Source organism: Marinobacter oulmenensis (genome assembly GCF_014201735.1).
GTDB classification, from domain to species: domain Bacteria; phylum Pseudomonadota; class Gammaproteobacteria; order Pseudomonadales; family Oleiphilaceae; genus Marinobacter; species Marinobacter oulmenensis.
Genome location: NZ_JACHFE010000001.1, coordinates 300,488 through 320,783 on the forward strand (window position 1 = coordinate 300,488; position 20,296 = coordinate 320,783).

Annotated in this window: 18 protein-coding genes; 7 read left to right on the top strand and 11 right to left on the bottom strand. The window is 61.4% G+C overall.

Going from position 1 to position 20,296, the window contains the following annotated elements; genetic code table 11:
* Positions 1 to 110: 110 nt before the first annotated feature.
* Together HNR38_RS01365 and HNR38_RS01370 are read right to left on the bottom strand one after the other, a co-directional pair.
* Positions 111 to 1,187, bottom strand: coding sequence for a TRAP transporter substrate-binding protein (locus HNR38_RS01365; protein ID WP_183698999.1), 1,077 nt, complete (start codon positions 1,185 to 1,187; stop codon positions 111 to 113).
* Between the two features lie 139 nt (positions 1,188 to 1,326).
* On the bottom strand, positions 1,327 to 1,785 hold the full coding sequence (locus HNR38_RS01370) for an ATPase (protein WP_183699001.1): 459 nt from the start codon (positions 1,783 to 1,785) through the stop codon (positions 1,327 to 1,329).
* Positions 1,786 to 1,868: 83 nt separating this feature from the next.
* On the opposite strand from HNR38_RS01370, the gene HNR38_RS01375 reads away from it, so the two are divergent.
* From HNR38_RS01375 to HNR38_RS01385, 3 genes are read left to right on the top strand one after another with little or no spacing between them, the layout of a single operon-like run.
* Entirely contained in the window at positions 1,869 to 2,705 is an 837-nt protein-coding gene (locus HNR38_RS01375; protein WP_183699002.1) for a motility protein A, read from the top strand.
* Positions 2,698 to 3,441, top strand: coding sequence for an OmpA/MotB family protein (locus tag HNR38_RS01380; RefSeq protein WP_183699004.1), 744 nt, complete (start codon positions 2,698 to 2,700; stop codon positions 3,439 to 3,441). Before HNR38_RS01375 ends, HNR38_RS01380 begins: the two co-directional genes overlap by 8 nt.
* Before the next feature lie 54 nt (positions 3,442 to 3,495).
* Entirely contained in the window at positions 3,496 to 4,563 is a 1,068-nt protein-coding gene (locus tag HNR38_RS01385; RefSeq protein WP_183699006.1) for a beta-N-acetylglucosaminidase domain-containing protein, read from the top strand.
* An 11-nt stretch (positions 4,564 to 4,574) separates the two neighbouring features.
* On the opposite strand, the gene HNR38_RS01390 is transcribed toward HNR38_RS01385, so the two are convergent.
* Positions 4,575 to 5,285: an SIMPL domain-containing protein gene (locus tag HNR38_RS01390; RefSeq protein ID WP_183699008.1), complete on the bottom strand. Its 711-nt coding sequence runs from the start codon at positions 5,283 to 5,285 to the stop codon at positions 4,575 to 4,577.
* A gap of 109 nt (positions 5,286 to 5,394) precedes the next feature.
* On the opposite strand from HNR38_RS01390, the gene HNR38_RS01395 reads away from it, so the two are divergent.
* Positions 5,395 to 5,925 (top strand): macro domain-containing protein, encoded by a 531-nt coding sequence (locus HNR38_RS01395; protein WP_183699010.1) that lies wholly within the window; start codon positions 5,395 to 5,397, stop codon positions 5,923 to 5,925.
* Between the two features lie 20 nt (positions 5,926 to 5,945).
* On the opposite strand, the gene HNR38_RS01400 is transcribed toward HNR38_RS01395, so the two are convergent.
* Together HNR38_RS01400 and HNR38_RS01405 are read right to left on the bottom strand one after the other, a co-directional pair.
* Positions 5,946 to 6,884 (bottom strand): ChaN family lipoprotein, encoded by a 939-nt coding sequence (locus HNR38_RS01400; RefSeq protein WP_183699012.1) that lies wholly within the window; start codon positions 6,882 to 6,884, stop codon positions 5,946 to 5,948.
* Positions 6,885 to 6,967: 83 nt separating this feature from the next.
* Positions 6,968 to 7,150 carry a CopG family transcriptional regulator gene (locus HNR38_RS01405; protein ID WP_183699014.1) on the bottom strand — a complete coding sequence of 61 codons (183 nt, stop codon included), beginning with the start codon at positions 7,148 to 7,150 and terminating at the stop codon, positions 6,968 to 6,970.
* Between the two features lie 111 nt (positions 7,151 to 7,261).
* Here HNR38_RS01405 and dauA point away from each other — a divergent pair, with 111 nt between their 5' ends.
* The 3 genes from dauA (at position 7,262) to HNR38_RS01420 (ending at position 12,798) form a co-directional block, all read left to right on the top strand.
* A complete protein-coding gene (gene dauA, locus HNR38_RS01410) occupies positions 7,262 to 8,989 on the top strand; it encodes a C4-dicarboxylic acid transporter DauA (RefSeq protein ID WP_183699016.1) in 1,728 nt (575 codons plus the stop codon).
* Between the two features lie 67 nt (positions 8,990 to 9,056).
* Entirely contained in the window at positions 9,057 to 11,012 is a 1,956-nt protein-coding gene (locus HNR38_RS01415) for a CASTOR/POLLUX-related putative ion channel (protein WP_183699705.1), read from the top strand.
* Positions 11,013 to 11,205: 193 nt separating this feature from the next.
* Complete coding sequence (locus HNR38_RS01420; RefSeq protein ID WP_183699018.1) at positions 11,206 to 12,798, top strand: isocitrate lyase; 1,593 nt, start codon at positions 11,206 to 11,208, stop codon at positions 12,796 to 12,798.
* Between the two features lie 176 nt (positions 12,799 to 12,974).
* Here the strand turns inward: HNR38_RS01420 and HNR38_RS01425 are convergent, their stop codons facing one another.
* The 6 genes from HNR38_RS01425 to HNR38_RS01450 form a co-directional block, all read right to left on the bottom strand.
* Entirely contained in the window at positions 12,975 to 14,543 is a 1,569-nt protein-coding gene (locus HNR38_RS01425; protein WP_183699020.1) for a cation:proton antiporter family protein, read from the bottom strand.
* Between the two features lie 36 nt (positions 14,544 to 14,579).
* A complete protein-coding gene (gene purD / locus HNR38_RS01430) occupies positions 14,580 to 15,866 on the bottom strand; it encodes a phosphoribosylamine--glycine ligase (protein ID WP_183699022.1) in 1,287 nt (428 codons plus the stop codon).
* A gap of 21 nt (positions 15,867 to 15,887) precedes the next feature.
* Positions 15,888 to 17,468, bottom strand: coding sequence for a bifunctional phosphoribosylaminoimidazolecarboxamide formyltransferase/IMP cyclohydrolase (purH, locus tag HNR38_RS01435; RefSeq protein ID WP_183699024.1), 1,581 nt, complete (start codon positions 17,466 to 17,468; stop codon positions 15,888 to 15,890).
* Positions 17,469 to 17,573: 105 nt separating this feature from the next.
* Complete coding sequence (gene fis / locus HNR38_RS01440; RefSeq protein WP_183699026.1) at positions 17,574 to 17,891, bottom strand: DNA-binding transcriptional regulator Fis; 318 nt, start codon at positions 17,889 to 17,891, stop codon at positions 17,574 to 17,576.
* Positions 17,888 to 18,883: a tRNA dihydrouridine synthase DusB gene (gene dusB, locus HNR38_RS01445; protein ID WP_246362319.1), complete on the bottom strand. Its 996-nt coding sequence runs from the start codon at positions 18,881 to 18,883 to the stop codon at positions 17,888 to 17,890. The genes fis and dusB overlap by 4 nt, the downstream gene beginning before the upstream one ends.
* Positions 18,884 to 19,094: 211 nt before the next feature.
* The gene (locus tag HNR38_RS01450; RefSeq protein ID WP_183699030.1) at positions 19,095 to 20,258 is read right to left on the bottom strand and encodes a DUF3426 domain-containing protein; all 1,164 of its coding nucleotides are present in this window, start codon (positions 20,256 to 20,258) and stop codon (positions 19,095 to 19,097) included.
* Between the last annotated feature and the right edge of the window lie 38 nt (positions 20,259 to 20,296).

Genomic DNA, 20,296 nt, shown 5'->3' on the forward strand with positions numbered 1-20,296 from the left:
ATTGCTGATCCTCCGCCAAGCGGACTGGCGATTTTTCCGGTTGCTTAAACAAGAAAGCCGGGATTACTGCAAGAGCAATCCCGGCTCCTTATGCACGAGCGGCCGACAGTTTACTCGACTTCGCCCATGGTGTTGAGGTAGGCGCGGGTAGAAATGTCGGTGTAGGCACGGGTCTTGTCCAGGTAGTTCTCCTGTGACTCAACAATGCGTGCTGCCAGTTCGTTCCTTCCGGCCGCTTCCTTGAGCAGTTTCTTGTTGGCGTCGTACATGGCCTGAAAGACGTCTTCCGGGAAGTTCTTGATCTGAACGTTCGGATACTCTTCCTTGATGTTAGCCCAGGCTTCCGCATTGGCGTGCTGGGACTGAACCAGCATGTCGTAGGCGGAGACGCGCATGGCTGTCTTCAGGATGGCCTGCAGGTCAGCCGGGAGTTCTTCCCAGGTGTCCTTGTTAACCAGGAACTGCAGTTCGGTTGCCGGTTCGTGCCAACCGGTGTAGTAATAGTCGGCGATCTGCTGGAAACCCAGGCGCAGATCCAGTGCCGGACCGACCCACTCAACCGCGTCGATGGTGTTGCGTTCAAGCGCGGTGTAGAGCTCACCCGGAGGAATATTGGTCGGGCTGACGCCCACTTCGGCAAAGACCTCCCCGGCAAAGCCCGGGATCCGCATCTTCAGACCCTTCAGGTCTTCCAGTGAGTTGATTTCCTTGCGGAACCAACCACCCATCTGGATGCCGGTGTTACCGCCCGGGAACGACAGCATGTTATGCGGCTCATACACCTCCTGCATGAGATCCATGCCGTCGCCGTGGTAGAACCAGGCGTACTGCTCAATGGCGGTCATGCCGAAGGGCATGCTGGTGAAGAACAGGGTTTCGGGAACCTTGCCTTTCCAGTAGTAGGACGCGGAGTGGCCCAGGTCGTACTGACCGGCCTTGACCATGTCGAACACGCCGAACGGCGCCTTGTGCTTGTTGGCGGAGTCGATGCGGATGCGCAGGCGGCCATCGGACATTTCTTCGGCCAGTTTGGCCATGCGTTTGCTGGTGTCACCAAAGATCGGGAAGTTGGGCCCCCAGGTTTCTGCCAGCCTGAGAGTGAACCTCTCCTGTGCAAGCGACTGAGTGGCGGCAAAGGTGGTTGCCACTGCCAGTACAGCCGCGGAAAGAACAGAACGGATCTTCATTGCTCTTCTATCCTCTTGTCGTTTTTATCGTCGGTGCCGGTCCGCGAGTGTGTGCGAACCTCCACCCTGAACCGTCATTCAGGATAGCAACTATGTTGGGTATCCGATAGTCGACCTCAGACCATTTGGTAGTGTCCCGCTACATATCGTTCATCGAACCGATCTGGCTGGCCATGCGCATGGCTTCATGCTGTTCCAGGGATTTGAGGTCCTCGAGCAGTTCCTTGGCTTCCGGGATTTCGGCCTTGCCGATCAGGGCGTCGTACAGGCTCATCACCTGGTCATGGAAATCAAAAATCTCACGGGCAATGCCGGCAAAATCCAGCTCCTGGTAATGGGTGTCACAGGCCTGGTTCTTGGAGATGGGTTTGTGTACACCGTAGTCATAAAGCCGGGTCTGCATGGCTTTTTGATCCGCCTGCTTCTGGTATTCACTCACCGCTTTCTCCAGAAGTGACTCGTGACTGCTGATATAGTCGAGCAGGGCGCTGGCACGCTCATCCTTATTGAGGGCCGCAGATTCATGCAGGCATCGGGCAAGGTGAGCATGAAGCTGGCGGGTCCAGTCAATCAGATCGGCAAAGGTTTTGATTTCCATATGGTTCCACTCCGGTCAGAATGTTATTTCTCATTTTTGTCTATGGTAACAGTCTAGCGGGATTGTGGCTTGATGGAGATCCAATGAATCCTTCCACGCTCATCGGCATGTTAGCGGGCATCGGGGTGCTGGCCAGTGTATTGTTCTGGTCAGCCGAAGACCCGGCCCTGTTCGTCAATCTGCCCGGCCTGGCCATTGTGGTGGGCGGCACCCTGGCGGCAACTTTTATTTCCTTTCCTCTGCGGGAAGTGCTTCGGGTGTTTCGTTTGTTTGGCACGGTGGTGCGCAACGAAAAGCTCTACACCCAGCATGATATTGAAGAACTGGTGCGTATCTCCCGGCTCTGGATCGATGGTGACCTGGCAGCGGTGGAGCGCCAGTTGGAAAGTGTGCGCAATCCGTTCCTGCGGTCCGGGGTGCAGCTGGTGATCGAGCTGAACACCGAAGACGACATCATGGATTTCCTGGAATGGCGGGTCGCCCGGTTGCGCGCCCGTGAGCACGCCGAGGCCCAGTTGTTCCGGGTGATGGCGAGCTTTGCCCCGGCCTTCGGCATGATCGGCACCCTGGTTGGGCTGATCAACATGATGTTCCTGCTGGGTGGCGGCAACATGGAGGCCATCGGTCATCAACTGGCGGTGGCCCTGATGACCACCTTCTACGGCATTCTGCTGGCAAATCTGGTGTTCCGTCCGGTGGCGGTGAAACTGGAGCGGCGCACCGAGCAGCGCATAATCCTCATGCGCATGGTGATGCAGGGCATTTCCATGATGTGCCGCAAGCGCAGCCCCTCACTGATGCGGGAAACCCTGAAATCCTTTATCGCCAGCTACGACGACGAAATTCGCGATGTGCGGCCGCCCGCGGCCCAGCCTTCCAGCGCCCGGGCGGGCGTCGGCGGGGAGTCCGGCAATGGCTGAGCTGGACCCGGCCGGTTCTCCCTCTGCCCGCCGTTCCCGGGGCCAGCGTATCCCGCTGGTGCAGAGTACCGGGGAAGACGGCTGGCTGATGACCTATCTGGATGTGATTACCCTGCTGCTGGTGATGTTTGTGGTGATGCTGGCGTTGTCCGGTGGGCCTTCGGACACGCCGGGGCAGCAACTGACCGAGCAGGTCACGATGGCCCGCAGCCAGGCTGAACCCACAGCTGAAGCGGACAAAGAGACGGTCGGGCAACCGTCGCTGCCGGCGTCGGTCCGTCTGGCCCGGGAGGCCCGGGCGTTTCTGCAGGAGGCCGGTCTGGGGGACCGGGTCCAGGTCATTGAAACACCGGGAGGTATCAGCCTGCGCATCAGCAATGACATCTTGTTTGCGTCGGGTGAGGCGGCGCTCTCCAATCCGGGGATGACCGAACTGGAGAAGCTGGTCCCCCTGCTCAACCGCAATGAACATCACATCACAGTGGCTGGCCACACGGATAATGTGCCTATCCGCAGTGCCCGCTTTCCTTCGAACTGGGAACTGTCATCTGCCCGCGCTGGCAGTGTGGTGCGACTGCTGGAAGCCTCGGGCGTCCCGGCAGGCCGGATGCGGGCGACCGGGTATGCTGATACCCGGCCCGAGGCCCGAAATGATACCAGTCGTGGACGGGCCCGGAACCGCCGGGTGGAGATTCTCCTTGAGGCCCCGTCAGAAACGGCAGCTAACGACGGATAGGGCTATGCTGTAAGCACGAGGATGAACGAACGGATGACGGTCCCGGAGACGGAGATGACAGCGACACTGGGAATAATTGAGGGCTTTTACGGGCCGCTCTGGAGCTGGCGGGAACGCCAGCAACTGGTGAAAACCCTGGCCCCTCACGGTTACGGATTTTACCTGTATGCGCCCAAGGCGGACCCCTGGCTGCGCCGGCGCTGGCAGGACCCCCATCCGGAGGCCGAAGCGAAGGCGCTCGCGGAGTTTGGCCGGTTCTGCCGGCAACAGGGGGTTCGCTTTGGCATTGGCCTGAGCCCGTTTGAGATTTTCAACCAGTTTGATGATGAGGCCCGGGCGGCGCTGGCGCGCAAGCTGGAGGCCCTGGAAGCCGTCGGACCGGATGAACTGGCCATCCTGTTTGACGACATGAGTTCGGATTATCCGGACCTGGCGCGCACCCAGGCGGACATTGTGCACTGGGTGCGGGAACACACCCGCATCGGACATCTGAGCATGTGTCCCAGCTACTACTCGGATGATGCGGTGCTGGACCGGGTGTTCGGGGAGCGTCCTGCAGACTACCTGCAGACGTTGGGCGAGGCGCTGGACCCAGCGGTGGATGTGTTCTGGACCGGCGAGGAAGTCTGTTCCCGGGAAATATCACCGGGCCATCTCAAGCGGATTTCCCGGTTGCTTGGGCGTAAGCCCGTGCTCTGGGACAACTACCCGGTCAATGACGGTGATCGGATGTCACAGCACCTGCACCTGCGGGGGTTCAGCGGGCGCCCGGCGGGCAATGCCGCCTGGATCCGGGGACATGGCATCAATCCGGCCCTGCAACCGACACTGACTGCGATACCCGCAATGACCCTGGCCGAGAGCTACCGCTTGGGGCCGGATTACCAGTATGGCCAGGCGTTTGCCCATGCTGCCCGGGAACTGCTGGGGACGGAGCTGGCCCTGCAAATGCAGCGGGACCTGTTGCTGTTGCAGGATTCCGGGCTGGGCCGGCTCAGTGATGAGCGCCGGCAGGCGCTGATGCATACCTACGATGCCTTCGATCACCCGGCGGCGGGTGAGGTTGTGCGCTGGCTTTCCGGCGATTACCAGGTTACGGACGAACAGGTCCGCACCCAGTAGCCCACAGGAAATTACTTGAGGTAGTAGTCGAACGTGGAGACCACCCGGACGGTCTTCACCGGTTGCTGCTTTTCGGATACGCCCGGCGCCTGATCCCGGGCCAGAATCTGGAACACCCCCTGATTGGCCCGGCGCAGGCCCCCGAGGCTGGCATCGGCATCCCGGGCAAACTGCTCGGCCGCTTCCCGTGCGGAGGCGGTGGCTTGTGAGATCATGTCCGGCTTGATGTCGTTCAGGCGGCTGAACAGATAGGTCGGGCCGCTGGGACCGTAGTCGGAGGACAACACCACACCGGAGTCCACCAGTTCGCTGACATTCTGGGCGGCCTGGCGGATTTTATCGATGTCTTCGCTGCGCACCATCAGGGTCTGGTTGATGATGAACTTCTGCGGGTTGTTGTTGGCTGCGTAGGCATTGGCCCGGGTGTCGGTGACGTCCAGTCGCTGCAGCTCCACCGCCGATTTATTGATGGCCTGGAGATTCAGGAAAGCCATGATGGCTTCCCGGCTTTGGCTGGCCCGCTTCTGGGCTTCGTCCAGGGTGTTGCCGGTGGCAACAAACCGCAGGGGCCAGAGGGCCAGGTCTGCCTGGACTTCCCGCTCGGCCACCCCTTTGACGGTGACGTATCGGTCGCCGGTGCGCAGGTCAGTCAGGCCGTTGGCGAGCAGTGCAGCGGCCATAATGGCACTGAGGCCGAGGATCACTGCAGATAGAACTTTCATGGCAGACTCCTTGTGTCAGTCGGTGGCAGGTAGCCAGACTGGTATCCTGTGTAAAGCCCAAAGATTACCGGTAACCGCTTCCCCTTGGAAGCGGCGGGCTGGAGGTGTAATGAACCGTATACTGATCGAGTGTGTCCAGGGCGATATCGCCCATCAGCCGGATATCGACGTTATCGTCAACGCTGCCAACGCCCGCCTGCTGCCGGGTAGCGGTGTGGCAGGAGCCATCCATGGGGCTGCGGGACCGGGCCTGGCCGAGGAGTGCCGTGCACTGGCACCGATTGAACCCGGCCAGGCGGTTATGACCGGTGGCCATGGCCTGCCCAATGACCATGTCATCCACTGCCTGGGGCCGGTGTATGGTGTCGATCAGCCGTCTGGTCAGTTGCTGGCGGATTGCTTCCGCCATGCCCTGCAACTGGCCGATCAGGCCGGCCTGGAGTCCATTGCTTTCCCGGCGGTTTCCACCGGGGTTTTCGGGTACCCCCTGACTGAGGCGGCGGCTGTGGCGGCAGGAGCCATACGGGAAACCATGCCGACGCTGGAGCACATCCGGCGCATCCGGCTGGTGTTGTTTACCGCTGAAGACCTGGCTGCCTTCCGTGCTGCGTTGCAGGACAGCGGGCTCGCTCAGTCGTAGGCGCCAGGGCAGGGCGGGTGTCAGTCACAGTCGGTTTCCGGGCTGTTGCGAAACCGGGCCGCCATGGCTTTGCGCTGGCGCTCCCGGTCCCTGAACTCCTCGGGCAGGGGCTGGACGAAATAGAGGTAATCGCCGGCATCGGTATGATCGGTCAGCGGTGCGTCTGTCTGGTCTTCCGGCCAGGTGACGGGGGAGATCACGGCAATGCTCAGGGCCGGCGCCCGTTGCTCCAGTACCGCAACTGTGCCCAGGCGCTGTTCGCTGTGGAAGGCGCCGGTGGTATGCAGGATCTGATACTCCGGGTACTGCTCATGGGCCTTGAGAATGGCCGAGGCCATGGTGTTATCCCGTAACAGCTGGGCCTTGTAGGTATTGCGCATGCGCTCGGACATTGCCGGGCCGCCGGTGCCATGGCTGCCTCCAATGGCTTCGATGAACTTTTCCCGGTAGCCGGGCGGTTCGATAAACGGGGACTCCGGCACCTGTCTGCGTGCGTCCCCGGACAGCGACTCCAGGTACGCCGGGCCCTGGCGGCCCACACAGCGGACCATGTCTGCCGGAGCATTGGCGGCGATGACTGGCAGGTTGTGCTGCCGGGCGAACTCCACCAGAGGCCGGTAGGAGGCCCGGTAGTTGTCCCAGGCTGCGGCGTCTTCGATCATTTCGGTCTCGCCGGTTTGCCCGGACAGATACCGGTCCAGATCCTGCTGGTGGTCGACATTGAACTGTTCCATGGTCAGCAACTGCTCCGGGTGTTGCCGGTACAGTGCCTGCTGGAGGCGGGCCTGCAGCAGATGGGAGCCATGGTGACCGTGGTATTCGCCGACCACGATCACGTCTGTTTCGGCCAGCCGTCGGGCCAGCTCCGGGACGGTCAGCAACGAGCCATCGCCGGGGATAACCAGGCAGGCATCATACTGGGAGTCCGGGGCTGTCAATGACGGAGCATTCGGGGACATGGCGGCACATCCTGTGAGTAATACACAGAAGCTTAGCAGGCAGGTATGTGTGGCTCGCATCCCTTTGCTCCCTATTCCATGGCTCAGTCGCAGTTCTGCTGGCGTTGCTCGCGCCAGTCCGGGCCCAGCTTTGATTCCACGTATTCCCGGATGAACTGCCGGACTTTCTGGGATGGGGTGACGTCGTCCTCCTTGCACAATTCTTCAAAGGCGGCTTTCTTTTCCGGGTCAATCAGTAGTGTCAGTCGGGCGGTGCGGTTTTCCATGAACGCGGATCCTGTAGCGGGTTTGTTTGTTGCATGTTAATAGGATTAACATTGAATGTACAAACTGTGAGCATATAATGTAAAGAACATTTCCGGCCGGCGAGTGATCCCATGTCCCATCGTGCCCACCTGTTTTCCCTGCGCATTGCCCATGCCTTCCGCGATGCCTGCCTGAATGAAACCTACGATGGCCGTCGTTTTTCAAAAGATCTGATGGCCGGCATAACGGTCGGCATCATCGCCATTCCCCTGTCCATGGCCCTGGCGATCGCCAGTGGCGTGGCGCCCCAGTACGGTCTGTACACCGCCTTCATCGGTGGCTTCATCATTGCCCTGACCGGCGGCAGTTGGTTCAGTATTTCCGGTCCCACGGCTGCGTTCGTGGTGATCCTCTATCCCATTGCCCAGACCTACGGCCTGGGTGGCCTGCTGGTGGCCACCCTGATGTCCGGCATATTGCTGGTCATCATGTCGGTGATGCGCCTGGGCCGGTTTATTGAGTATATACCCGAAGCCGTCACGCTCGGATTTACCGCAGGCATCGCGGTGGTGATTGCCACCCTGCAGCTGAAGGACTTTTTCGGGTTATCGGTGGCGGAGCTGCCGGAGCATTACTGGAGCAAGCTGGCAGTGCTGGGCGAGGCTCTGCCGGGCCTGGATGCCATGAGCACTCTCGTGGCGGTGGTGACCCTGGCGATCATGCTGCTCTGGCCCCGGCTGCGCACACCCGTGCCGCCGCACCTCCCAGCGGTGCTGGTGGGCAGCGCCCTGGCGCTGTGGCTGAATGCCAGCGGCGCGGGCATAGAAACCATCGGCTCCCGATTCAGCTATCTGCTGCCCGACGGCAGCCAGGGAGCCGGCATTCCTCCCTTCCTGCCGGAATTCACCTGGCCCTGGCAACAGCCCGGTCCGGATGGCCATCCGGTCGGTCTGTCCTGGAACCTGATATCGGAACTGCTGCCGGCGGCTTTTGCCATAGCCATGCTGGGGGCCATTGAATCGCTGCTTTGTGCCGTGGTGCTCGACGGCATGTCGGGCAAGCGCCACAGTGCCAACAGCGAACTGCTCGGGCAGGGGGTGGGCAACATGCTGGTGCCGTTGTTTGGAGGGATTACCGCGACCGCAGCCATCGCCCGCTCGGCGGCCAATTACCGGGCTGGCGCCCAGTCACCGGTGGCGGCCATGGTGCATGCGGTGGTGGTTCTGCTGGCACTGGTCTCCCTGGCCGGGGTGCTGGCCTACCTGCCCATGCCGGCGATGGCAGCCCTGCTGATGATGGTGGCCTGGAACATGAGCGAAGCCCCCAAGGCCGTACATTTGCTGAGAACCGCGCCCCGGGGGGATGTGCTGGTGTTCCTGACCTGTTTCGGGCTGACCGTGGCCCTGGATATGGTCATTGCCATTACCGCCGGTGTATTGCTGGCAGCGGTGCTATTCATGCAGGAAATGGCACGAATGACCCGGGTGACCGACATTACCGACAGTGCCCGCATCGAGGCGGGCTCATTGCCCGAGGGCTGGCGTGTCCTGAAAATCAACGGGCCCCTGTTCTTTGCGGCGGCGGACCGGATTTTTGGTGAGCTGGCGGAACTGTCCCGTGAGGCCCGGGGCTTTGTCCTTTACATGGATGGCGTGACGCTTTTGGACGCTGGCGGACTGTCGGCCCTGACGCGGCTGATTGACACCTGCCGTGGCAATGGCAGTCAGATCGTGGTGGCGGATCTTCAGTTCCAGCCTTTGCGCACGCTGGCCCGTGCCGGCCTGGCGCCGGAACCCGGTGTCAGCCGGTTTGCTCCCAGCCTGGCTTCCGCTCTGGAATCGGTGCGCAGAGAGCCCTGAATCCGGTACACCCCGGGCGTGCGGATGTTCTATGCTAGGCGGCATAACTGTCTGTCTGGATGAGTGCATGCTGCCCTTCCGTATTGTTGATCGAATCAAGTTTGTTGTTGAGCGCCAACTGGTAAAGGGGGCCGGCTTCCAGTTGCTGGTGGTGGGCCTGTTTATCGCCCTGATCTCCCTGATCGGCGGGCTGCTGGTTATCCTGCCCCACGCCGGGAAATTTGAAAGCGTCAGTGATGCCATCTGGTGGGCATTCCTGCGGCTGACCGATCCCGGCTACCTGGGGGATGATGTCGGCACCTGGCAGCGGGTGGTCTCGACCCTCCTGACCATCTCCGGCTATGTGGTGTTCATGGGCACGCTGGTGGCGATCCTGACCCGCTGGCTGATTGCCAAGATGGAGGATCTGGAACGGGGGCTGACACCGGTCACCCTGAAAAACCACATTGTGGTGCTGGGCTGGACCGCCCAGACGCCGCCCCTGGTGGCGGAACTGTTTGGCTCCTCCGCCCGGATGGCGCGTTTCCTGGAGAAGCACGACACCCAGAAACTGCGGCTGGTGGTGCTGGCGGATGAGGCCGGCGCCACCCAGTTGCATGAACTGGCCAGTGAGCCCGGCATCCGCCGGCGGGCGCGGGAGGTGATTCTTCGCAGCGGTTCGGCCCTGCAACCGGAAGCCCTGCACCGGGTGGCCTGTCTGGAGGCCGCCGCCGTTATTGTGCCCAGTCAGGTGCAGGGGGCAGATTCACTGGTCCCGGCCGACGTCGAGACCGTCAAAGCATTGCTATCGATTGCTGCCGAAGCACGCCACCTGTCGTCGGCGTTGCCTTTTGTGGTCGCCGAAATCCAGGACATGCGCAAGCTCGCCGTGATCGAGCGGGCGTACCCCGGCCCCGTCGAGGTAGTCGCCGGCGATGCCACCATCAGCAGGCTTATGGTCCAGAACGTCCTGCACCCGAATCTGTCCGAGGTCTACAACGAACTGCTGACGGCCGGCACCGGTAATGAGATCTTCGTGCGCGGGGGCGAGACTGCCGAGGGGCAGACAGTGGCCGGCCTGGCGGCCCGGCGGCCGGATGCCATTGTACTGGGCCTGTTGCGCCCGGAGGCGTCGGGCCAGGGCTGGCGGATGGACATGCCGGCGCGGACCGATGCAGTGATCCGGCCCGAGGATCGGGTGGTGCTTCTGGCAAGGGATTATGAAGATACCGGGCCCGATCCCAAGGCCGCGTTGTTGCCTGAAATCGAGCGCCAGGCGCCTCGCCCGTCTGCGCCCAGGGAGCGGGCCAGCCAGCGGGTGCTGGTGCTGGGCTGGAATCGCCGCGTGCCGAGCCTGGTTACCGAGTTCGCCAGCTACACCGATCGCGAGTTCAGTCTCGATCTGGTGTCAGTGATTCCCATGGAGGAAAGGCAGCGCGAGCTTGATCGCTATGGCTCGGATCTGGCCCGGGTCAACGGCCGTCTGCTGGATGCGGACTATATGGTCGAAGAAGACCTGAAGCGGCTGGAGCCGGCCGGTTACGACACGGTGCTGTTGCTCAGCAGTGACCGGATCGGTTCCGATGAGGAAGCGGATGCCCGGGCCATGGTGGGCTACCTGCAGTTGGAGGAAATCCTCCGGGAAGGCAATGCCCGTCCTAATGTGATCATGGAACTGAGTGACCCGGATAACCGCCATCTGCTCTACGGCCACCAGAGCGAAATGCTGATCAGCCCGATGATCCTGAGCCATGTGCTGGCCCAGGTGGCCCTGCGCCGTGAGCTTCGGCTGGTGCTGGACGAGCTGTTTACCCAGGGGGGCGCCGAGATCCAGTTCCGGGACCCGGCGGATTACCCGTTGCCCGCCAGCGCTGATTTCCGGGTGGTCGAAAAAACCGTGGCTGCCGAAGGTGAGGTGGCTTTGGGGGTATTCCGGGCCAAAGCCAATGAACAGGGGCGTCACCTGCAGCTGAATCCTCCCCGCAACCTCTATCTGGAACTCACTGCATCCGACCGTCTGGTGGTGCTTTGCCACACTGGCTAGGAGTGCGCTGTGTATTCACGGTAAAAATGTTGAAAATACACCATATAAATTTCAATTATAAAATAAGAGAAACTAAAGTAGCCAATAACGTCATCGCCTGCCCGTATTCCTGAGCAGGCAGTTGGCTTCGGATGCTGCCCGGCAGCAGCTTTTCCGCACCGTTTGAACATAAAACGTAGAAAGGACAGAGACCATGCCTTACGCACAAGACGTCGACCAGATTGCTTCCATCCTGAAGCAGAACCCGACCTGGAATGCCATCAACCCGAAGCACGCTGCCCGCATGCGCGCCCAGAACAAGTTCAAGACTGGTCTGGACATCGCCAAGTACACCGCCAAGATCATGCGCGAAGATATGGCGAACTATGACAAGGACAGCTCCCAGTACACCCAGTCCCTGGGTTGCTGGCATGGCTTCATCGGTCAGCAGAAAATGCTGTCCATCAAGAAGCACTTCGGCACCACCAAACGCCGTTACCTGTACCTCTCCGGCTGGATGGTTGCCGCCCTGCGTTCCGAGTTCGGCCCGCTGCCTGACCAGTCCATGCACGAGAAAACGGCCGTTTCCAGCCTGATCGAAGAGCTGTACACCTTCCTGCGTCAGGCGGACGCCTGGGAACTGAACCACCTGTTCCGCGCCCTGGAAGAGGCTGAGAACGCTGGCGATAAAGCCAAGGCTGAAGAGCTGATCAAGCAGATCGACAACCATGAAACTCACGTGGTGCCGATCATTGCCGACATCGACGCCGGTTTCGGTAACGCCGAAGCGACTTACCTGCTGGCCAAGAAAATGATCGAAGCCGGTGCCTGCTGTATCCAGATCGAAAACCAGGTTTCCGACGAGAAGCAGTGTGGTCACCAGGATGGCAAGGTCACCGTGCCGCACGCCGACTTCCTGTCCAAAATCAACGCGGTTCGCCTGGCGTTCCTGGAGCTGGGTGTGGATGACGGTGTCATCGTTGCCCGTACCGACTCCCTGGGTGCCGGCCTGACCCAGAAGCTGGCCGTAACCAACGAGCCGGGCGACCTGGGTGACCAGTACAACAGCTTCCTCGACGGCGACTACATCGAGAAGCCGGAAGACATCAACAACGGCGACGTTGTCATCAAGTCCGACGGCAAGCTGATGAAGCCGAAGCGTCTGGCTTCCGGCCTGTTCCAGTTCAAGCCGGGCACTGGCGAGGACCGTGTGGTCCTGGACTGTATCACCAGCCTGCAGAATGGTGCTGACCTGCTGTGGATTGAAACCGAGAAGCCCCACGTTGGCCAGATCGCCAGCATGGTGAACCGCATCCGTGAAGTCGTGCCCGATGCCAAGCTGGTCTACAACAACAGCCCGTCCTTCAACTGGACCCTGAACTTCCGTCAGCAGGTATTCGACGCCTGGAAGGAAGAAGGCAAGGACGTGTCCGCTTACGACCGCGACAAGCTGATGAGCGAAGAGTACGACAGCACTGAGCTGGCCCAGCTGGCCGACGAATGGTGCCGTGACTTCCAGCGCAAGGGTTCTGCAGAAGCAGGTATCTTCCACCACCTGATCACTCTGCCGACCTACCACACCGCGGCTCTGTCCACGGACAATCTGGCCAAGGGCTACTTCGGTGACCTGGGCATGCTGGCCTACGTCGAAGGAGTTCAGCGCCAGGAAATCCGTCAGGGCATCGCTACCGTGAAGCACCAGGATATGGCTGGCTCCAACATCGGCGATGACCACAAAGAGTTTTTCGCCGGTGATGCTGCCCTGAAGGCCGGAGGTAAAGACAACACCATGAACCAGTTCGGTTAATCGACGGTTCCGGTTGTCTGCCGGGCGGCCCTGGCCGCCCGGATATCCAGCAGACCCCGCATGGCGCAAGCCGGCGGGGTCTGTTTTTTTGTGTTTCCTATAGAGGGTAACGCCTGGCCCCATTCCGGGAAATGGAGAACGACGAGCCATGATCCCGGCTTCCGGACCTGTGCCCTTTAGGAGGTCCGGCTTCCGGGGTGTGCGTGTTCCTGGTAGTCCTGCAGGTGGCTGGCCAGGGCAACACCGGTTTCGCTCATGGTGAGGTAGGCCTGGTTGGCACCTGCGGCCCGGATTCTGTCTGCCTCATCAGCAAACATGGTGTGCGCCACGATGTAGCCGGTGAAGCCCAGCTTCCGCAGCCGCCGGGTGGCGATCAGCTTGCCTTCGATGTCACTCATGGCGAGCACCACAGACTGCAGCTCCGGCATATGCAGACCTTCCCAGAAGGTGATGTCCTCGGCATCGGCAAACACCACGTTACGCCCGTCGTGCCGGTGCTTTTCGGCCTTGGCGGGGTCCGAGTCCAGGCCCATCAGCCGGCTCTCGGTGGCTCTCAGCCAGTCGTAGGCGGCGGTTCCTGTACGCCCCATACCCATCACCAGAATCCGGGTGTCGCCCAGGGATATGGGTTGTTCATCCGGGTGCCGTTTCTGGCTTTCAAACCGGCCGATCCGGTGACGGATGCGCTCGAACAGGGAATGCGAAACCCGATTCAGCGGGGCTGAAATGACAAAGGACAGGGACACACTGATGGCCAGGGGCACCAGCCACTGGGGCAGGGCGACACTGGCGACGATCAGCCCGAATTCACTGTAGTTGGTCAGCGACAGGGCCGTCAGGAAACTGCTGCGTGAGCGCAACCGGAAAGCCAGCAGCAGGAAATAGAACAGAATGCCCTTGAGCGGCAGCACCAGGGCGGCGACCAGGGCAAAGATCAGCGCCTGCTGGTCTGGCAGGCCGTCGATACCGATCTGCAGGAAAAAGCCAACCAGGAACATCTCCTTGACACTCCACAGGGACTTGGCCAGTTCCTGGGCCCGGGGATGGTTGGCCAGCATGGCGCCGAACACCAGGGCGCCGAGCTCCGAGCTCAGGCCGACGGCTTCGAAGCCCAGACCGCCAAGTACCAGGGCCAGCAGCAGGCCGAGCAGCACCAGCAGCTCGTCGTGACCGCTGGCATCCAGCAGGCGATAGAGAGCCGGTCGCAGCAGTGGCAGGCCGAAGACGATCAGCGCCCATTCAGACGGGGTCTTGCCCGCAGCCAGGCTCATCACCACCAGGGCAATCAGGTCCTGCATGATCAGGATGCCAATGGCCACCCGGCCGTGGAAGGCCCGCAGTTCCCGTTTGCCTTCGAGCACCTTGGCCGCCAGCACCGTGCTGGAGAAGGAAAGCGCCACCGCCAGCAGCAGGGCCGTCATCCAGTCCAGATCCAGAAGCCAGTAGAGCCCCGGCGTGAAGATCAGGCAGGTGATGCCGAAATGCAGCAGCCCGCCCCCGATGACTTCCGGGCTGATGATGGACTTGAGCTTGAGTTTCAGGCCAACGGTGAACAGAAGCAGCAGCACCCCGAGGTGGGCGATATGCTCCAGAACGTCGGTCTGCCCGACAGACAGGTCGGTAAAGGTGGCCAGGCCGCTCAGGGCAAACCCGGCGGCCAGGTAGCCCACCAAAGGAGGCAGGCCGATGGCCTTCACCATCAGACCCAGTCCGAAGGCGAAGGTAATCCAGATGGCTTCAGGCATCAGCAGCAGACCTTGTTAAGTCCGTTGTCGAGTGTGTCAGCCCTGTTCCCGGGCAATCGCACGGTGGGCGATGTCCTTGCGGTAAAATACACCGTTCCAGGTGACCTGTGCAGCCAGAGCATAGGCCCTCTGCTGGGCTTCGGTCACGGTGTTGCCTAGAGCCGTCGCACACAGGACCCGTCCGCCACTGGTGACCACCTGGTCGCCTTCCATCCGGGTGCCGGCGTGAAAGACTTTCTCGCCCTCGGTTTCGGTCTCCGGCAGCCCGGAGATGACATCCCCCTTATTGTAGCTGCCCGGGTAGCCACCGGCTGCCAGGACGATGCCGACCGAGGCGCGATCATCCCACCGGGAGTCACACTGATCCAGCCTGCCGTCCACCGCCGCCTGACACAGCTCCACCAGGTCAGACTGCATGCGCAGCATGATGGGCTGGGTTTCCGGGTCGCCGAACCGGCAGTTGAACTCGATGACCTTGGGCGCGCCCTGACCATCAATCATCAGGCCTGCGTACAGGAAGCCCTTGTAAGGGTGACCCTCGGCGGCCATGCCGTTGACGGTAGGCATGATGACTTCATCCATGATGCGCTGGTGCACATCGGCGGTGACCACCGGCGCCGGTGAATAGGCGCCCATGCCGCCGGTGTTGGGGCCAGTATCGCCGTCACCCACGCGCTTGTGGTCCTGGGAAGTGGCCATGGCCAGCACATTCTGGCCGTCCACCATGACGATGAAGGAGGCTTCTTCGCCGTCCAGGAACTCCTCGATGACCACGCGGCTGCCGGCATCGCCGAAGGCATTGCCTGCGAGCATGTCGCGGATGGCGGCCTCGGCCTCTTCCAGGGTCATGGCGACGATCACGCCTTTGCCGGCGGCCAGGCCATCGGCTTTTACCACGATCGGCGCGCCTTTCTCGCGCACGTAGGCCAGGGCTTCGTCCACATCGGTGAAGTTGGCGTAGTCAGCCGTCGGAATCTTCTGGCGGGCGAGGAAATCCTTGGTGAAGGCCTTGGAACCTTCGAGCTGGGCGGCACCGGCGGTGGGGCCGAAGATACGCAAGCCGCGCTCCTCGAACTTGTCGACCACACCGGCCACCAGGGGGGCTTCCGGCCCGACAATGGTCAGGCCGACGTTGTTCTGCTCGGCAAAATTGGCCAGGCCGTCCAGGTCCAGTACGTCCAGGTCGACGTTCTCCAGGTTCGGTTCACGGGCAGTGCCGGCGTTGCCGGGGGCCACGAAAACCTTGTCCGCCTGGGGAGACTGGGCCGCTTTCCAGGCCAGGGCGTGTTCGCGACCACCGCCGCCGATAACCAGAATGTTCATGCTGTTCTCCTGAGTACTCGATCAGTGGCGGAAATGGCGCATGCCGGTGAAGACCATGGCAATGCCGTGCTCGTTGGCGGCATCGATCACTTCCTGGTCGCGCATGGAGCCGCCCGGCTGGATGACGGCGGTAATGCCGGCCTCGGCGGCGGCGTCAATGCCGTCCCGGAACGGGAAGAAGGCATCGGAAGACATCACCGAGCCCTTCACTTCCAGGTTCTCATCCGCGGCCTTGATGCCGGCGATCCTGGCACTGTACACGCGGCTCATCTGGCCGGCGCCGACACCGATGGTGCGTCCGGCCTTGGCGTAGACGATGGCGTTGGATTTCACGTACTTGGCCACTTCCCAGGCGAACAGCAGGTCGTTCAGTTCCTGCTCGCTGGGCTGGCGTTCGGTCACCACCTTCACGTCTTCCATGGCGACCATTCCCAGGTCACGATCCTGCACCAGCAGGCCGCCGGTCACACGCTTGTAGTCCAGAGACTTGGCGCGGGTGCCGTCAAACTCGCCACAGGCCAGCAGACGCACGTTCTTCTTGGCGGCAACGACCTCGACCGCTTCCGGCGCGATGGTCGGCGCGATGATCACTTCCACGAACTGACGATCCACGATGGCCTTGGCGGTGGCTGCATCCAGTTCCCGGTTAAAGGCGATGATGCCGCCGAACGCAGACGTCGGGTCGGTGGCAAAGGCCAGATCATAGGCCTGCTCAATGTCGGCGCCGATGGCTACGCCACAGGGGTTGGCGTGCTTGACGATAACACAGGCCGGATCGGCAAAAGGTTTCACGCATTCCAGGGCGGCGTCGGTGTCGGCTACGTTGTTGTAGCTCAGCTCTTTACCCTGCAGCTGCTTGGCGGTGGCCACGCAGGCCTCACGTGGGTTGCGCTCGGCATAGAAGGCGGCGCGCTGGTGCGGGTTCTCGCCGTAACGCATGTCCTGGACCTTCACGAACTGGGCGTTGAAGGTGCGGGGGAAATCGGCGTTATCGTTGTCCGGGGTGCGGCCACCCAGGTAGTTGGCAATGGCACCGTCGTAGCCGGCGGTGTGCTCGAACGCTTTTACGGCCAGGTCGAAACGGGTGCTGTAGGTGAGCTCGCCGTCGTTGTCATCCAGCTCTTTAAGTACCCGGCTGTAATCCGAGGCGTTGACCACGATGGCGACATCGTTGTGGTTCTTGGCCGCGGCACGGACCATGGTCGGGCCGCCGATGTCGATGTTTTCAATGGCGGTGGCCAGGTCGCAGTCCGGGTTGGCGACGGTGTCTTCGAACGGGTAGAGATTCACCACCACCATGTCGATGGGGTTGATGCCATGCTCGCCCATCACTGCATCATCGGTACCACGACGGCCGAGAATGCCGCCATGGATTTTCGGGTGCAGGGTCTTTACCCGGCCGTCCATCATTTCGGGGAAGCCGGTGTAGTCGGACACTTCGGTAACCGGTACGTTGTTTTCCCTGAGCAGTCGGAAAGTGCCACCGGTGGATAGCAGCTCAACGCCGCGTTCGGTCAGGGCTCGGCCGAAATCGACGATGCCGGTTTTATCACTCACGCTGATCAGGGCGCGACGGACTGGGGTATTAGCCTGATTTGCCATGGGTACGTTCTTCGCTGGTCGGATATGCCGGGTAATGAATGTTCTCGATGCAAACAACAAGGGCCTCGCGAAGCTGATCCGGGAGGCCCTTGAGGGTTGCGGGTATTATAGCAGACCGTGCTGCTTGAGCTTCTTGCGCAGAGTGCCGCGATTCAGGCCAAGCATGGTGGAAGCCTTGGTCTGGTTGTTGCGGGTGTACTTCATTACCTGCTCCAGCAGCGGCGCTTCCACTTCGGACAGCACCAGCTGGTAAACATCGGTGACCGGTGCGCCGTCCAGTTGCTGGAAGTAGTTCTTCAGGGCAACTTCGACGCTGTCGCGCAGTGTTACGCTGTTGCCACTGCCGTTGACGGTCTGCAGCTGGTTGATTTCGTCGTTGGCCGGCATGCCCGGGTTGTCGTTTGTCAAAGTCTCAGCAGTCATGCTGCGAATACCTCTCCATTTCGTATGCGTGCGAAGTAGTGTTCAATGCTGTCTTTCTGCTCCAGCGCGTCATCAATGGCATTGAAGCGTTTACGGAACTCTCTGCTTTCATCATGGGCCTGCAGGTACCAGCCCACGTGTTTGCGGGCAATGCGAACACCCATGGTTTCGCCATAGAACCGGTGCAGTTCCGACAGGTGTTCCTGCAGGATGCCTTCAACCTCGTCCAGTGGCGGCTCGGGCAGATGCTGACCGGTCTCCAGGTAATGCAGTATCTCCCGGAAGATCCAGGGCCGCCCCTGGGCACCACGGCCGACCAGAAGCCCGTCAGCGTCGGTGTGTCGGAGCACCTGCCGGGCTTTTTCCGGTGTGCTGATGTCACCATTGGCGAAGACCGGAATGCCCACACTCTCCTTGACCCGGGCAATGGTGTCGTACTCAGCGTCACCGTTGTACTTGTCGGCCCGGGTACGCCCGTGTACGGCCAGGGCCTGAATACCCGCGTCTTCCGCCATCCGGGCGATCGCCGGGGCATTGCGGTGATCCCGGTCCCAGCCCGTTCTCATCTTCAGTGTGACCGGTACATCCACAGCTGCGACGACGGCCTGAAGGATGTCACGGACCAGAGTCTCGTCTTTCATCAGTGCTGACCCCGCGGCCTTGTTGCAGACCTTTTTGGCCGGGCAGCCCATGTTGATGTCGATGATCTGGGCCCCGAACTGCGCGTTCTGTCGGGCGGCGTCCGCGAGCATGGCCGGATCGCCACCGGCAATCTGTACCGACCGCGGCTCGGGTTCGCCCTGATGATCCAGGCGGGTACGCGATTTCCGGGTATTCCAGAGTTTGCTGTCGGCGATCACCATTTCTGAAACCGCCAGCCCGGCTCCCATTCGGCGGCACAGTTGCCGGAACGGCCGATCCGTCACGCCCGCCATGGGCGCAACAATCAGCGGATTAGGCAGTGTGTACGGCCCGATTTTTGCCGTTGGCAGCATGGTCTGAGTCCGTGTCACAGGGTGTTCAGCAAGAGCCGGACAGAATGACTGGTCAAATTGTGACCGGTCAGTTGTCCGAAGGGCGGTAATAATACCTTTGGGGGCAGCCTGATTGAAGGGGCGGACAACCGAAAAAACTGATTATTTTTCGCGCTTTCTGGTTGACTTTTGTGCTGTCAACTTCCGGGCCCCGGGAAATTGACCGGGGTCAGGGGGAACGGGGCCGGAAGGTCAGCGTGTAATTGACGGCGTCGCGCCCGGGGTCGCGGATGTTGATGGCAATGCGAACCGGCGTCTCCGGGGGCATGGCGTCCAGATCGCTGGCGTCACCGGCCAGATACTCGTCAGGAGAAAAGGTGCTCTGGGCCACAATATCGCCATTAAGGTTGGAAAAAGCCAGGGCAATGGCGGGGAATGGCTGCTCGAAAGCGGCCTGGTTGATCATGACGGCGTCGACGATCAATTGCCCCCGGTTGTCGGGATCGGTGCGCACGACCAGCTTTCTGCTCTGGATGGCCTCCACATTGACCAGCGGTTTCAGGGTGCAGCCGGCCAGCTCGCAGGCTTTCTCGTAAAACGGACGCAATTGCGGGATGGCAGCGAGCCGGTCGAACTGGAACCAGGCCACCTGCGCCACCAGAACGCCCAGCAGTGCCAGCACGACCAGGGTCCAGAGCGCTTTGCGCAGGCCTCCGCCGGAGCGGCCGACAGATACCGGTTCCCGCCGGAGGTCGTGGTAGAGATTGCCCGAGTCCGGCGCGGTGTGGGTGCTTGATGGCTGGGCCGGTTCTGTGACCCGCTCGTCTTCCTCGACGGAAAGATGGAAATCCTCGGGATTGTCCCTGTTTTCCGGCTCTTCCGGTGCCTCGGGTTCGGGCGGGGGTGTCGGTTCGGGCGGTTCCTGCGGGACGGATTCCCGGACAGAAGTCCCCGGTTTGTCGCTGTCATCCTCCTGGAGGATGGCTTCAGCCCAGCTTTCGTCCGGCGGTGTCTGCTCGGAGTCGGGATCGTGCTCACTGTAACCCGGTGGCTCGGGCTCATCCATGCCGCGGAAGCTGTCGCTCAATTCTTCATCGGAAAAGCGAAGCGCGCTGCCAGTGTAGTGGCGTTCGGTGGCATCTTCCTCGGGATTGTCCTCGAAGACCAGATCGTCGTCGGCTGTGGAGGGGGATTCCTCGGGCGTTGTCGGCTCTGCCGGGGCCTCCGGTGTGGACGACTCCCCGGTCGTTTTCACCTGATGCTCGATGGCATTGAAGACACTCATGCAATTGCCACAGCGAACCTTGCCCTTGGCGACCCCCAGCTGTTCATCGGTCACCCGGAATCGGGTCTGACAGTTGGGGCATTGGGTCTGCAGGCTGCTGTGGGTCATGCTTCAATCCTGAAAGCGAGATCACGTCGACAGAAGCA